Annotated in this window: 12 protein-coding genes and 1 tRNA gene; 4 read left to right on the plus strand and 9 right to left on the minus strand. The window is 37.1% G+C overall.

All coding sequences use genetic code 11. The features are described 5' to 3' along the window. Positions 1–121 precede the first annotated feature (121 nt). Positions 122–1,054 (minus strand): TatD family hydrolase, encoded by a 933-nt coding sequence (locus TDE_RS09610; protein WP_002679808.1) that lies wholly within the window; start codon positions 1,052–1,054, stop codon positions 122–124. Positions 1,055–1,093: 39 nt separating this feature from the next. Here TDE_RS09610 and TDE_RS09615 point away from each other — a divergent pair. After that, positions 1,094–1,177: transfer RNA gene (locus TDE_RS09615), tRNA-Leu, on the plus strand. Positions 1,178–1,277: 100 nt separating this feature from the next. Then, on the plus strand, positions 1,278–2,063 hold the full coding sequence (locus TDE_RS09620; protein ID WP_002679809.1) for a septal ring lytic transglycosylase RlpA family protein: 786 nt from the start codon (positions 1,278–1,280) through the stop codon (positions 2,061–2,063). A gap of 81 nt (positions 2,064–2,144) precedes the next feature. On the opposite strand, the gene TDE_RS09625 is transcribed toward TDE_RS09620, so the two are convergent. Beyond that, positions 2,145–3,143 carry an omptin family outer membrane protease gene (locus TDE_RS09625; protein ID WP_002679810.1) on the minus strand — a complete coding sequence of 333 codons (999 nt, stop codon included), beginning with the start codon at positions 3,141–3,143 and terminating at the stop codon, positions 2,145–2,147. Positions 3,144–3,265: 122 nt separating this feature from the next. Continuing rightward, positions 3,266–4,450 carry an ISNCY-like element ISTde1 family transposase gene (locus TDE_RS09630; RefSeq protein ID WP_002679811.1) on the minus strand — a complete coding sequence of 395 codons (1,185 nt, stop codon included), beginning with the start codon at positions 4,448–4,450 and terminating at the stop codon, positions 3,266–3,268. Positions 4,451–4,609: 159 nt separating this feature from the next. On the opposite strand from TDE_RS09630, the gene TDE_RS09635 reads away from it, so the two are divergent. Continuing rightward, positions 4,610–5,767 (plus strand): glycosyltransferase family 4 protein, encoded by a 1,158-nt coding sequence (locus TDE_RS09635; RefSeq protein ID WP_002675474.1) that lies wholly within the window; start codon positions 4,610–4,612, stop codon positions 5,765–5,767. 57 nt (positions 5,768–5,824) lie between these two features. After that, positions 5,825–7,099, plus strand: coding sequence for a glucose-1-phosphate adenylyltransferase (locus tag TDE_RS09640; protein WP_002674820.1), 1,275 nt, complete (start codon positions 5,825–5,827; stop codon positions 7,097–7,099). Positions 7,100–7,113: 14 nt separating this feature from the next. Here the strand turns inward: TDE_RS09640 and TDE_RS09645 are convergent, their stop codons facing one another. Genes TDE_RS09645 through TDE_RS09670 form a run of 6 tightly spaced genes read right to left on the minus strand, consistent with a single transcriptional unit; the run spans position 7,114 to position 14,468 of the window. After that, entirely contained in the window at positions 7,114–9,612 is a 2,499-nt protein-coding gene (locus TDE_RS09645) for an ATP-dependent Clp protease ATP-binding subunit (protein ID WP_002679812.1), read from the minus strand. Between the two features lie 8 nt (positions 9,613–9,620). Next, positions 9,621–10,694 (minus strand): ATP--guanido phosphotransferase, encoded by a 1,074-nt coding sequence (locus TDE_RS09650; RefSeq protein WP_002679813.1) that lies wholly within the window; start codon positions 10,692–10,694, stop codon positions 9,621–9,623. Continuing rightward, positions 10,678–11,175 (minus strand): UvrB/UvrC motif-containing protein, encoded by a 498-nt coding sequence (locus TDE_RS09655; RefSeq protein ID WP_002674811.1) that lies wholly within the window; start codon positions 11,173–11,175, stop codon positions 10,678–10,680. The genes TDE_RS09650 and TDE_RS09655 overlap by 17 nt, the downstream gene beginning before the upstream one ends. After that, positions 11,172–12,518, minus strand: coding sequence for an ABC transporter permease (locus TDE_RS09660; RefSeq protein WP_002679814.1), 1,347 nt, complete (start codon positions 12,516–12,518; stop codon positions 11,172–11,174). The genes TDE_RS09655 and TDE_RS09660 overlap by 4 nt, the downstream gene beginning before the upstream one ends. Beyond that, positions 12,515–13,195: an ABC transporter ATP-binding protein gene (locus TDE_RS09665; RefSeq protein WP_002668339.1), complete on the minus strand. Its 681-nt coding sequence runs from the start codon at positions 13,193–13,195 to the stop codon at positions 12,515–12,517. Before TDE_RS09665 ends, TDE_RS09660 begins: the two co-directional genes overlap by 4 nt. Next, on the minus strand, positions 13,188–14,468 hold the full coding sequence (locus TDE_RS09670) for an ABC transporter permease (RefSeq protein ID WP_002679815.1): 1,281 nt from the start codon (positions 14,466–14,468) through the stop codon (positions 13,188–13,190). Before TDE_RS09670 ends, TDE_RS09665 begins: the two co-directional genes overlap by 8 nt.

Here is a 14,468-nt window from a genome sequence, read left to right on the forward strand (position 1 = left end):
CCATAAGGGACCTCCCACAAGGGGCTCCCATACGGGCGGACAGCCTTTTTACTGTAAAGAACCTTTTTTTAAACTATACGGAACCTCTAAAAACCAATCGAGTTTTTAGAGATTCCCTATCCTACTTTACCAAAAAACAAGAACAGCAGTTTTGATAAATTTGTTCTGCCAAAGCTTCCATGGATTTATCTAAAATTTCGGAAACGGCGGCATAGGTGTATTCTATTAAAAGAGGAGTATTTATCTTTCCCCTAAAAGGAACGGGAGCTAAATACGGGGCATCCGTTTCAAGCAAGAGCTTATCGGCATGAATCGCCCTTACAAGCTCTGCAATCCTATCCCTATCGGCCTGCTTTTTAGCGTAGGTTATGTTTCCGGGAAAGGAAATATACCAACCCCTTTCCAAAAAGGAATATGCCTCTTTAAGCCCGTAAGAATAGCAGTGGATTATTCCCTTGTGATAGCCTACCTCATCAATACATTTTAGGGTATCTTCATAAGCATCCCTTGAATGAACTATCACTGAAAGATTTTTTTCTTTTGCAATTTTTAACTGCTCTTTAAAAAGAAACTCCTCCCCTTCTATATCGCTTGTGCCTTTTTCATCATCAGCTTGGCTACCCGCTCCCCTTTTTTCGGCAGCAGGGCCGTTCCAATAACGGTCAAGTCCGCATTCTCCAAGGCCGCAATAAAAGGGCTTACCCGGATTAGTCTTTTCCGCTTCGGCTTTTTGTAAAAAAAGAGTATCGATATCGGTTTTTAAGGCCGCAAGAGCCTTTTCAGGCTCGGCAATGCTTTCGGCATGGGGCCAAAGTCCCGCCGCAAAATGCATAAAATCGGGGAAACGCTCAGGCAAATGCACGGTCTCTTGCCCTTGTATTTTACCTTCAAAAATATCCGAAATAAATTTTTGTCTTTCTTTTAAATCTGCCGGTTGAGTACCTATATCCATGGCAAACCTGAATTTGCGTTCCATCATTGTATGTAAAAATGAAGCATCGCCTTCATTTCGTTTAAAAATCATAAAAAAATGTGCATGAGAATCGGAAAACATCTTGACCACCTTTAAAATTTATGATAGTATACCACATCCGCTGAAGTGGTGGAATAGGTAGACACTAGGGACTTAAAATCCCTTGGCAGTAATGCCGTACGGGTTCAATTCCCGTCTTCAGCACAAAAGCCTTAAACTTAATCGGTTTAAGGCTTTTTTTTCTAATCTTCTTTTTTTTTATTCCGATACTGAATATATAAGATTTTAATTCGGGAGGAATTAAATGAAAAAAACAATCCTTATGTTAATTTTGTTCTTATCCTTTATGCTTTTTTTAACTGCACAGGGAGAAATTATAAGCGAGGAAACTTATGCTTCGTACTACGGAGAAGCCTTTAACGGAAGGCCGACTGCAAACGGGGAAATATTCGATATGAATGCTTACACTGCGGCTCATAAAACTCTTCCGTTCGGAACTCTTGTTGAAGTTACCAACCTAGAGAACGGAAGAAAGGTCATCGTAAGAATAAATGATAGAGGCCCCTTTGTTGGTAACCGTGAAATAGATGTTTCGAAGGCTGCCGCCGCTGCCTTGGATATGCTATCCTATGGAGTTGTAAGGGTAAGCCTAAGAAGAATAGATCCTAACAATATGGGTTCTTTTACAAGTACCGAAACGTCAGAAAAGCCTGTCAATCAGGAAAAGACTCCCGTAAAAACGGAAGAAACAAGCAGCAGAGCAAAGGACTTGGTAAAAACAAAAGAACAGGACTTTCAAGCTTTAACCGACAGCACAAAAAATAAAAACCTTGTTTATATGCCTGCCAAGGCTTCGGAAACAGAGGGTGTTTTATGGAGAATTCAGCTGGGGTCATTTAAGCGTGAAGAAAATGCCCTAAGGCTTGTCATAAAATTAAGAAAAATAGGTTTTGAACCCGCCTATGAAAAAACGGAAACCACTACAAGGGTTGTTTTGTACGGCATTAGGCCTCATGAACTTGAAAAAGTAAAAAGAGTGCTTGAGTTAAACTCTTTTAATGATTATGTCTTACGCCAAGAAAGTTGGTAAAACATAGAACCTCCTAAAATAATTTTTCCCAAGCTTCCATAAAGGGAGCTTGGGTTTTTTATTTAAAATCATCTGAAAAATCTATTTTACTATATGAAATATAAAGCCTAAATTGATACGGGTAGAATATAAGGCAGCGCCAACCGAACCGGTAGATGAGCTGCTTTTCAATATTCCTGATTTTAAATAATAAGTAAAAAGCTTTCCATGGTAGGCTGTAATCGAGGTGTAATCAATGGAAGAAAAAAAAGAAAAATGCTTTGAAAGTCTTTTTTCTGCCGAAAGGTATAAATAAAAAGACAGATTTTTCTTTGTAAAAACATCTACAAATTTTAAGCCGCCATCCTCTCTTTTATAATGGAAATCCTCTGCAAACCCAATAGCACTCGGGCAAAGCTGAGTAGATAAATCAATCTTCCACTCCCTTGGAAGCTCAAATCTAAATAGAACTCCTACACTTGGTAAAATAAAGCTTTGTTTATAACTTATTCCGAGTCCTGCAACGGAAATGGTAGGAGTATCAGGTAAAACAGGACTTGGAGGATTTGTATCGGGAGGATACTTGGTGTAACCGTCCATGGCATCCCACGCATTTAAAATATACCTTATTCCTATGGATGGAGCACAAGAGACTCTTATTTTTTTATTCGAAGAGGTTTTATACTCAACAAGAAGTTTCATAAAGCCGATATTCAGATTTAAATCCAAGCCCTTTTTAACATAGGCCTTATGCTCCGAAAAATGGGTCAGCATTGAAGAATCATAGGGATTAAGATAGTCATAATCAAAAATTTGTCCCGAATATGCGGGGATTATAAATGAAGAAATAAAAGAAAAGTACAATCCGTTTTTAAGCTTAAACTCGGTATCGGCAGTAAGGCCTCCGGCAGGCAAAAGAGGCCAATCAAGCTTGCTTCTAATATGTGAGTCAGTGCTAAAGACATACTCGAATCCCGAACCTGCTATAAGCGACGGAGAAACAGAAAAACTAAATGAAGTTTTTCCTTCTTCGGATGAGATAGAGTGAGCACTTAGAAAAAGAAAAATAAGGATAATGATCCGCCTATCAAAACCGCTCATACTTTAGATTAGTTTAGTTGGTCTTAAAGTTTATGTCAAGTATTGCTAAAGCTGTTTGTCAATACACCATAGAAATGTCCCCTGTTTTAGCACCATAGAAATGTCCCCTTTTGTTATGCCGGTTATGATAATTTTACCTCCTTAAGATACTCTTTAGTTATTTCTAAGAAATCAAGCTCTTTGTTGTTCCATATTAGTTTTATGGTTCCATCCAAGAGTTCTCTTAACAATATGTTTGTTTTAGGTCTCGGTATATTACGGTTCGATTTTGTTATTTGAAAAAGTCTGTTTTCATACCTGATAACAAAATCATTACTTACAACCCTTTGTTCTTCATAGCAGAAAATATTAGCAAGCTGTTCTTTACTTGGACAAGGAGCATGCCCATCTTGTGAGTCTAAAGGTGCAATGGCGAACTTTTTATTTATTTTCGGTAAATACTCTTTTTGTAAAAAAGCATTAGCCTTTTCAATAGTATTTATTTTTGCAAGGCGTAATTCTTTTACAAATCTGTCTTGATAAACACTATGATTCCTTTCTACACGGCCTTTAGATTGAGCCGAATGAGCCACTATTATTTGTATTCCAAGTTTTTCACAAGCTTTTTGAAACGGGGTTTTAGGCCTTACATTTTTTATTATTTCTGACATAGTTGGCTCCCGTGTAATAACATAAGCATTTTTTTTATCACAACATACCGCTTGAGGTATCCCATGACAGTCTATCCAGCCCCATAAAAGCCTCATAGCAGCTTCCGTTGTCTCTTGTTCCGTCAAAAACGACTGTGTCATTCCTGTTGCATCATCGACTATATTCATTAAACAGCATTTAGGTCCTCTTTGCTCAAACCATTTATGATGACTTCCGTCAAATTGAAGCATCTGTCCAAAACATTCTCTTCTTTCTCTTCTACTTCGATGAATGTTCCTTCGCCGTTTTCTACTCCAAAGACCTGCTTTGATTAGTAATCGCCTAAGCGTTTCATGATTTATTTTTATCCCATCAAGTTCTTCAAGTTTTTCTGCTGCCAGAGTAGGACCAAAATCATGATATTTTTCAGCGTACAGTTCCAAGCATTTTTTCTTTATATTTTCATCGACTCTTTTTGAGGAAGGTTTTCCTAGACTTTTATGCAAAAGACCTTTATCTCCTTGTTCCAAATACCTTTTGTAAATACGCTTTGCTTGTCTGTAACATACCTGCATTTTTATGGCTGCTTGTTTTAAGGTTATTTGACGCTCTACTACCATTGCCAGTATTTTTCCCCTTGTTCTTTCCTTTTTTCCCATATTTAATTTTTCTTCCATCACCGTCATCTCCACAATTTATTATGGGGACATTTTAACGGTGCTTACAAGGGGACTTTATCACTGTGTTTCAACAGTATTGCTAAAGCTGTTGGCAAAGAAAAATATTTGTGATAAAATAAAACCGCATATGATAAATTTTGATTGGAGCTATATAAAATGAAAATTGGAATTTTTACCGATTGTTATTATCCTCAAATAAACGGAGTTGTAACCTCTACGATGAACTTACAAAAAGAGCTGGAAAAGCTTAACCATGAAGTTTATATAATCACAACCACATTTCCCAATTTTAAGGATGAGGATGAAAAACATATTATCCGTATTCCTTCAATCCCTTTCTTTAAATGGTCCGAATTCAGAATAGGATTATTTTTAAAACATACAAAGGCATACAATAAAGTAAAGGCTTTAAATTTCGATATAGTACATACTCAAACGGAATTTTCTATGGGCAACTTCGGTACTTTCATTGCAAAAGATCTAAATATTCCCTGCATACACACATATCATACTGTCTATGAAGAATATACCCACTATATTTCCAATTTCGGCAAAAGCCCTTTAAAAAAAGTAGTAAGAAAGCTCTCAAAACGTTATATTGCCCATTTTTCAGGAGTTATAGCACCCACAGAAAAAACAAGGGACCTTCTCATAAGTTATGGAGTAAAAAATAAAATTTATGTAGTACCTACAGGAATAAATCTTGAGAAATTTAAAAAAGATATTCCCGATGCCGAAACGAATAGCTTACTAAAATCTTTTAACATAAAAAAAGATTCATTTAAACTTATATTTTTAGGAAGAATATCAAAAGAAAAAAATATTGAAACTTTAATTAATATAATGCCGAAAATAGTAAGCGAAAATAACAATATCCAACTTATCATTGTAGGTGACGGGCCTGATAGGTTAGAGCTTGAAGAAAGGGTAAGATACTTAGATTTACAAGATAATGTAATATTTACAAATAGAATCCCAAACGACAAGGTTCCTATATATTACAAAGCTGCCGATTTATTTATAAGCCCATCAAAAACTGAAACACAGGGCCTAACAATTCTAGAAGCAATGGCCGCAGGAGTTCCCGTTTTGGTATATGACGACACAAATATCAAAGGACTCGTCTTGCACAAAAAGACAGGCTTATTATTTAAGGAAAACGATGAACTTTTGGACAACATTAAATTCGCATTAAACAACAAAGAAGAAATTCAAAGTTATGCAAAAGAAGCATTTAAGATAGCCGAGGACTTTTCGTCTGCCAATTTTGCAAAAAAAGTAGAAAGAATTTATAAAGAATTAATAAATCAATAGATTAGTCTGGTAAAATTTTAAAAAGCATTATATAATATTAGGCAAGGAGGGATGCCTATGTCAAAAGTTCTTTCCATAATATTGGGAGGCGGAAAAGGAACACGTCTTTATCCGCTTACCATGCATAGATCTAAACCGGCTGTACCTTTTGGAGGCAAGCATCGAATTATCGATATACCTCTTTCCAATTGTATAAATTCCGGCTTTAGGAATATTTATATTGTAACACAATTTAACTCGGCTTCTTTGCATATTCACATTGCAAAAGCCTACACTTTTGATACGTTTTCAAACGGATTTGTAGAAATTCTTGCAGCCGAGCAAACTTTCGACAATACGGGCTGGTATGAAGGAACGGCCGACTCCATAAGAAAAAACCTTCATCATTTTCGGCATCAAAATCCATCCCATTATTTAATCCTTGCAGGCGATCAACTCTACCGCATGGATTTAAAAAAGTTTTTAAATTTTCATAAAGAATCGGAATCCGATATTACCGTAGCCTGTACTCCGGTCACACGAGAGGATGCATCAGGTTTCGGTATTATGAAGGTTAATTCGGATTCTTTAATTACCGAGTTTATGGAAAAACCGGGAGCCGACAAAAACATAGATGATTGGAAAATTCCCGAAAAGTCTCTTATCAAACCGAATGATCCCAATAAACAATATCTGGCTTCCATGGGTATTTATATTTTCAGTGCGAAGATTATGGAAGAATGTTTAGACAGTGATCATACCGATTTCGGAAAAGAAGTAATTCCTGCCGCCATAAACGGAAAATATAAGGTTTCTGCCTTCCCTCATAACGGATATTGGTCCGACATAGGAACCATCAAGTCTTTTTATGATGCAACGCTTGACCTGACGGAAATAACACCTAAATTCGACTTTTATGATGCTGAAAGGCCAATATACACCCATAACAGAAATCTACCTCCATCAAAGGTAAACTATGCACACTTGAGCAGATCTATCTGCAGCGAAGGCTGTGTCATAACGAATTCCACAATAAATCATTCCGTAATAGGGGTCAGGTCAATCATAGAAACAGGCAGCTTTGTAGAAGATTCTATCTGCATGGGGGCGGACTATTACGAAACACATGAAGAAAAGGAAACCCGACTAAAAGAAGGAAGCCCCGGCTTAGGTATAGGAAATCATTGCCGCATACGTTCTGCAATAATAGACAAAAATGTGCGTATAGGAAATAACGTATCCATAGGTATGGACCAAACACCTCCCGACGGCGACTACGGTTTCTATCATGTTGTCGGCGGAATATACGTTATAGTAAAAAATTCCGTAATACCTGATAATACTTCAATATAAAAAGTATCGGCGCATCAGTTGGATTCGACCTCACATTTAACTGGTGCGCTGTAAGCACCTTCATAATTCGGATTTTCTTTAATGCCGATTATTATATCATTCTCTGAAGCCGAAAAATCTACAAGGGCAGTCTTACCCTTTGAAAATTCTCCGCTTATTATTTTAACGGACAATACATCTTCGATTTTATTTTGAAGAAGTCTTCTCATAGGGCGTGCACCGTAGGCAGGGTCATATCCTTTATCTGCAAAGAAATCTTCGGCTTCTTTTGAAAGCTCAATATATAAATCCAGCTTTGCAATTCTATCTTCAAATTTTTTAAGCTCAAGCTTTAATATCCGTTTGATGTCATCCTTATCCAAGGGCTTAAAAACAAGCAACTCATCAATTCTATTTATAAATTCCGGTGATAAGAATTTTTTTATTTCGTTAAGAGCGCTTGCTCTTATCTCGGAATAGGCCATTACACCATCTCCCGAAAGATTAAAGCCTAACTGATTTTCTTTTATGATGGACTTGGAGCCTGCATTACTGGTCATAATAATAACCGTATTTTTAAAATTGACGATGCGTCCGCTGCTGTCTCTAAGCTCACCCTCTTCTAAAATTTGTAACAAAATATTAAAGACATCGGGATGAGCTTTTTCTACCTCATCCAAAAGCAAAACGGAATACGGATTTCGTCTTATTTTTTCGGTTAAAAATCCGCCGGAATCAAAACCGACATATCCGGGAGGAGCTCCGATAAGTTTTGCAGCATTATGTTTTTCCATATAGTCGCTCATATCAACCCTGATTAAAGCTTCTTTTGTGCCGAATAAAAATTCGGCGAGAGTTTTTGCAAGAAGGGTTTTTCCGACACCGGTAGGGCCTAAAAACAAAAATGAACCTATGGGTCTGTCTGGAGACGAAATACCTGCACGGGACCTTCTAATTGAATTGGATAAAATCGATATGGGTTCATCTTGCCCTATCACCGATTTTTTTAATTCATCTTCAATATGAAGCATCCTTTCGGCCTCATCTTGGCTCAATTTATTTACGGGGATATCCGTCATCATTGCAACAACTTCTGCTATATCGTTTTCATCAACATAGGAAATAGGATGCTGATAAGAAGTCATCCACTTATTTTTAATTTGATATATATCGTTTTTTAGCTCAAGGACTTCGTCTCTGATTAAGGCTGCTTTTTCATAATTTTGCATCTCAACCATCTCGGCTTTTTCAAGCATCAAAACCTTTATCTTGTCTTCAATTTCAAAAAGTTCGCCGGGTTTTTTGTCAAGGATAGTTTTTTTCATTGCCCCTGCTTCATCCAATACATCAATAGCCTTGTCAGGAAAAAATCTATCCGTGATATACCGTTTTGAATATTCAATTATCTTGGTTACAGTCTGGGGTTCATAGATGACGTTGTGATGTTCTTCATACTTATGTTTTATACCGCATAGTATATCAAAGGTCTCTTCAGGATTCGGTTCTTTAACTTGAATCAACTGAAAGCGCCGCTCAAGGGCTAAATCGTTTTTAAAATATCTTCTGTATTCGTCAACTGTAGTAGCTCCAATACATTGTATTTCGCCTCTGGCTAGGGCAGGCTTTAAAATATTGGCAGCGTCCATCGCTCCCTGAGAGCCGCCGGTACCTATGAGGGTATGAATTTCATCTATAAACAAAATTATATTTTTATTCTCTTTTATTTCATTTATAATTTGCTTCAGTCTTTCTTCAAACTGGCCTCTATACTTTGTTCCTGCAATTACGGAACCTAAATCCAAAGAAACAATACTTTTATTCAATAAATCGTGAGGCACGTTTTCATTTATTATGGAAAAGGCCAAGCCTTCAACGATGGAGGTCTTTCCTATTCCGGGCTCTCCTACAAGGATGGGATTATTTTTTGTTCTGCGGGAAAGAATTTGGATAAGTCTTCTAATCTCTTTTTCGCGGCCTATAATTGGGTCAAGGCTGCCGGAACTTACAATATCGGTCAGGTTACGTCCAAATTCGGAAAGAGCCGATGATTTTGACTTCGACACGTCGGCTGCTTTAGCGGTTCGGACAGAATCCATCTGATCGGTTATTTTTAATATTATCATCCTTATGTCTTCAGTCACGATATTATACCGCATAAAAAAATCGGATATTATGGAATTTTCTTCTCTGACGAGGGCTACAAGAAGATGCTCGGTACCGACAACACTTTGCCTCATAGTCCTTGCTTCTATTGTTGCAATATCGACCAAAGTCTTTATTCTTCGAGAAGGAGGAATTTCACCTATGATTCTATCCCCTGTACGGATAGGAGTGTTCTGTTCTATAAATAACTGTAAATTGAGAATATCAATATTTAATTTTTGAAGAATTATATAACCCCTGCCTACCTTATTGCGGATCAAAGCAGATAAAATATGCTCGGGTTGAAACAGATCCGCATTAACCCGCCTGGCTTCCTGCTGACCAAAAAGAGTAAGCAGCTTATGAGCATCTTGTGAAAGACCTTGACACATATAACACCTCACATTATAATTCGGACTTTTGAACAAAGTTCTTGAATGGTACGAGCCCTATATTCTTCTATAGAAAAATCGTTTAAATTTCTATCGGATAAGCCTGTATGACTGTTTAACAATAAAAAAGCAAGATGACCCATTTGGGACTTAAAAATCATCGAGTTGCATTCTTCATTGGTAATACCGGTAATTAAGCCCATATTTAAGCCGAACTTTATTTTAAAAACTATATCGGCAGCTTCCTTAAAATCCATAAGTTTTGCACTTTGAGCTACAGCGAGAACTCTTCTAAGCATATCTTCAACCTTCAATGTATTTTCATTTAGAAAAGTTTTTCTCTTCTCTCTTTCAATTTCAATTATGGAATTTACACAGGAAATAAAATCCTCAGTCTGAATCTCTTCATTATCGCCTGCAGATACGGCATTTGAAATCAAAAAAAGAGCCCCTATGGAACTTTTGGAATTCGGCGAGTAGTAACCGGCAACATTAAGATTGTTTTGTTTTGTTAATTCCAAGACTGAACCTAAACAGTTGGAATAAAGGATTCCCGGAAAAGAGCATAAAACCGAGAATTTCAGTCCCGTACCGATTTTCATAAGATTGGAAGTTAAAAAACCCAAGTCTCTATCTTCTGCAAATTTAATTTTTTCTCTCATTTTAAGTTCCACAAATGATGCCCTTGCATAGACCTCTTCCGGATCCATTCCGGCAGCAAAAGAAGTTATGTTTATATGGTCTTCAAGGTTCAAGCCTATATAAAGAGAGCCGTTTTCGTGCACCAAAACGGCCTTTTCTATTTTTTCAGGCATATCGGGGAGAATAATCCCTCTTTCTTCAAGCAGCTTAATTGAAAGCGGATCCATTGCTCTAAGTTTTAACTTTTTAAAATAAGAGGAATCGCCCAAAGAGCAAAAAAAAGAAAAAACAAGCGAAACAACGTCAGCAGAGTCGGAAAGATTAATTTTATTTGGAAACAAAAAACCCGATATATTGCGGGCTATATCACAACGGCTGTATAGGACTACGTCGGTATCGGGACCGCTTTCCATATACCAGCCGTCAAATTTTGATATCATGGTTTTTCTCCAAAGCTTTTATCTCATCCCTTAAAGCAGCAGCTCTTTCATAATCTTCTGTTTCGACAGCTTTTTTTAGTTCTTCATGTAATTCTTCCGAAGTATGAGTTTCAAAAAATGTTTCGGGAGACTGATCATCCGTGATAGAGCCCGAATACTTTAGATTTTTTTTCTTTTTTCCCAATATTTCCATAATTTCGGTTTTAAAAAACGAAAAACAGTCTGAGCATCCTATCATTTTTTTAGATTCGATTTCTCTAAAACTTAATCCGCATACAGGACATTGATCCGATTTTCTGCCGCCATCATTATCATTAGATCCAAGTATTTTTGTTATGGAAATATCGATAGTTTCGGAAAACATACCAAATCCGAGTCTTTGCGAGCAAGCCGGACACAGATAAATATTTTTAGTCACACCGTCTGCAACTTGTTCCACAGAAATTTTAGCCTCGTTTAACTTACACATATCACAAATCATAATTTCCTCATAATTTCTATCGGCTTTTCTTTTCCTGCCCGTACTGCAGGAATCAAACACACTACTACCGATAATATTAACATAGAAACGGCTATCGTGTAAAGGTCAAAAAGATTTAATTTTACGGGAATATACTCCAAATAATATGCAGGGTCTAAAAGATGAATTTCAAGAGGTTTTCCGGTACCGCCGGTACCATAAACGAAGGTATAAAAAAAGTTTTGAATGTGGTTTAAAATCTTTTCTGCATAGGCAAAGATTTCGTTTATATGTATGGCGGCTAAAATTCCTAAGGGCATTCCCAAAATAATTCCGCCTAAGCTCGTTAAAAGACCTGCAAGCAAAAAAGCAAGGCTTATAGACGAGGGATGGGCGCCGGCAGCCTTTAGTATGGCAATTTCCCGCCTTCGCTCCATTACAAGCATAACAATAGCCGAGGAAATATTGGCAGAAGCAACCAAGACTATCAAAAACATGATAAAAAGTAAAATATTCTTTGTAGTCTTAAAAGAAGTAAAGGCAGAGCGGTTTAAGTCGGCCCAAGAATAGATGGAAAAACTTTCGGGTAGTATTGAGTTCAATTTTAATTGAAGAGCCTGCATCTTATCTTCATCAAAGGGATCATTGGTCGAAACCACTATTGAGGTTAAAGAAGAACTCATCGGCATAATCTTCAAGCCCTCCTCCAAAGGAATAAAAACCCACAAGGCATCCAGCTCTTGATAGCCTGAAGATACAAGGCCTGAAATTTTAAATGAACTTACGCGGGGAATTGTTTTGCCTTTTTCGTTTTTAGATATGGTTATGATTCTGCATGTATCCCCTACTTTTAAGCCGAGCTTTTCGGCTATGGCTGTTCCCAAAATTGCAGACTTATTATTTTCAAATTCAAGAGAGCCGGATATGACTTTTATAAGATTAAGAGCCCTAATATTTTGAGTAAAGAATTCGGGCTCGACTGCACGGATTGCACCGCCGCTTCTTCCGTTTTTACCTATAACCAAACCGTTCCCCTGCCTTTCAATCCAAGCGTTTTCAACAAAGTTTCCCTCATCAAACTCAAGAATTAATGAACGCACATTTTTTTCGGTTTCGGCATTTTTATAGCTTGATATTGACCGCATATTTATAACTTGCAGATGTCCCGTTCCAAGCTCGATTGTACGGGAGGTTATTCCTTGAATCATACCGTCAGAGACAACCAAAACAACAATGAGGGGAATTATACTTATGCCTATACCTAAAACGGCACCGAATAAACTTTTGCGGGCATTGGAAACCGTCTTTCCCGAACCTATACCTAAAAATCTAAATGCCATTTTTATAAAGACTAAATTTTTCATACTTCTTCCAAATTGCCCTTATAAAGTTTATAAGAAATATCCGTCATTGATGCGATGTTTTGATCATGGGTAACAAGAACCAAGGTCTTTTTGTGTTTATCGACTACAGAAAATAAAAGATTTTGAACAGTCTCGGCATTGGCAGGGTCTAAGTTTCCCGTAGGCTCATCAGCAAGAATGAGTGAGGGGCTGTTTATCAAAGAGCGGGCAACAGCAACCCTCTGTCTTTCGCCTCCCGACAGCTGAGAAGGAAAATGATTTTTACGTTCGGCTAATTTTACATCCTCCAAAAGGGAGAGAGCCTTTTCTTTTATTTCTTTTTTTGATCTTCCTGCAATAAGGGCGGGAAGCATTACGTTTTCAAGAGCGGTAAAATCTTTTAACAAATAATGAAATTGAAAAACCAAACCCAAAAAGGAGCTTCGATATTCCGTGAGAGATTTTTCATCAAGCGAATGAACCTTATAAGAACCTGCAATAATCTCGCCGCTGTCTGCCGATTCAAGACCGCCCAATATATTTAAAAAGGTACTTTTACCCGAACCGGATTCTCCGGTAATCGAAATCTTTTTCCCTTCTTCAATGGAAAAATTCAGTTTATCGAATATTACAAGTTTTTCACTTGCCGAAGAAAATGTTTTGGTTAAACCGGAAATTAAAACTATATCCTTACTCATAGCGTAATACCTCCGCCGGCTTTAATTTTAATATCCGTCTCGCAGCTATCATGGCCGCAGCGGATGAGGAAAAAATGCCGAACAAAAAAATCAATAAAATTTCATTAAAAAATATTCTAACCGGAACGGTTTCCATATAAAAATAAACCGGACTAAAAACGGAAAAATCAGCATCGGATGAATTTTGAAACAATATGGATACAAAACTTAAAACCGAATTTACTATATTTTCTATTAAATTAAAAATAGAATTTATTTGAACCGATAGCAAAAGCCCCAATAAAAGGCCGGCACTTGCACCTATCAAACCTATCGTAAAACCGTTTGCAATAAAAAGAGCCTGTATATGTTTGGAGTAAGCCCCAAGAGAAGCAAGAACGGAAATTTCTTCCCGTCTCTCATAAATTGAACGCCGCATTCCGTTATAAATATTAACCGACACAACCAAAAAAATTAAAATAACCAAAAGCATCATCATATTTTTTTCTATTCTGAGAGCTCCGAAAAAAGCATGATTATAAGTACGCCATGATTCCGCTTTTAAATTAAGGGATGAAGCATTTAGGGAAGATATATAGGCAGCATCATTGTTTTGGTTTTGTAGTTTTACGGAGGCATAGAGCTTCGATTCTTTTCCGAATAAGTTTTCTCCGTTTTCCAAAGACATAAAGGCAAAGGAAGAATCAACCTCATAATATCCCGTTTTAAAAATACCCGTAACAATTAAGTCTTGATTTTCAGGAAAAAGACTTGTTTCGGATGAACCTGACACGGCTATAATATTTACATTATCCCCTACTTTTACACCGAGCTGGCGGGCCAACTCGTAACCCAAAATTACAGAATCTTTTTCCAAGATATTAAAAGAACCGGAAGTTATTTTTAAGGCAGAGGCAAGCCCTTTGTCTTTTTGCATTATATCTTCTTCCACCGAACGGATTAAAACGCCGTGCTGCTTGCCGTAATTTCCCTGCATCAATGTTTGAGATTCCTGAAAAATAAAAAAAGCCTTATGGAGGTTTAAATTTTCGGCTTCTTTTAGATCTTCTTTTTCGCCGTACAACCTTATATGACCCGAACTAACTTGCAGGATTGTATCTATGTATCCCATTTGAAGACCGTTCATTATCGAGAGAATCACGGTCAAGACCATTACACCGAAGGCAATTCCCAATATGGAAAAAAGAGTCGAGATTGAAGAACGCCCCTTTGTATCTGCGGAATTAAATCTATTTAAAACAAAAAAAATCCATCTATAATTATTCTTTTTCAT

Origin of the sequence: Treponema denticola ATCC 35405 (assembly GCF_000008185.1) — a bacterium.
Classification (GTDB): Bacteria; Spirochaetota; Spirochaetia; order Treponematales; family Treponemataceae; genus Treponema_B; species Treponema_B denticola.

Bases quoted from the DNA above. Each gene is read 5' to 3' on its own strand.
- TDE_RS09610 (WP_002679808.1), bottom strand. From the start codon at position 1,054: ATGTTTTCCGATTCTCATGCACATTTTTTTATGATTTTTAAACGAAAT.
- TDE_RS09620 (WP_002679809.1), top strand. From the start codon at position 1,278: ATGAAAAAAACAATCCTTATGTTAATTTTGTTCTTATCCTTTATGCTT.
- TDE_RS09625 (WP_002679810.1), bottom strand. From the start codon at position 3,143: ATGAGCGGTTTTGATAGGCGGATCATTATCCTTATTTTTCTTTTTCTA.
- TDE_RS09630 (WP_002679811.1), bottom strand. From the start codon at position 4,450: ATGGAAGAAAAATTAAATATGGGAAAAAAGGAAAGAACAAGGGGAAAA.
- TDE_RS09635 (WP_002675474.1), top strand. From the start codon at position 4,610: ATGAAAATTGGAATTTTTACCGATTGTTATTATCCTCAAATAAACGGA.
- TDE_RS09640 (WP_002674820.1), top strand. From the start codon at position 5,825: ATGTCAAAAGTTCTTTCCATAATATTGGGAGGCGGAAAAGGAACACGT.
- TDE_RS09645 (WP_002679812.1), bottom strand. From the start codon at position 9,612: ATGTGTCAAGGTCTTTCACAAGATGCTCATAAGCTGCTTACTCTTTTT.
- TDE_RS09650 (WP_002679813.1), bottom strand. From the start codon at position 10,694: ATGATATCAAAATTTGACGGCTGGTATATGGAAAGCGGTCCCGATACC.
- TDE_RS09655 (WP_002674811.1), bottom strand. From the start codon at position 11,175: ATGATTTGTGATATGTGTAAGTTAAACGAGGCTAAAATTTCTGTGGAA.
- TDE_RS09660 (WP_002679814.1), bottom strand. From the start codon at position 12,518: ATGAAAAATTTAGTCTTTATAAAAATGGCATTTAGATTTTTAGGTATA.
- TDE_RS09665 (WP_002668339.1), bottom strand. From the start codon at position 13,195: ATGAGTAAGGATATAGTTTTAATTTCCGGTTTAACCAAAACATTTTCT.
- TDE_RS09670 (WP_002679815.1), bottom strand. From the start codon at position 14,468: ATGAAAAAGAATAATTATAGATGGATTTTTTTTGTTTTAAATAGATTT.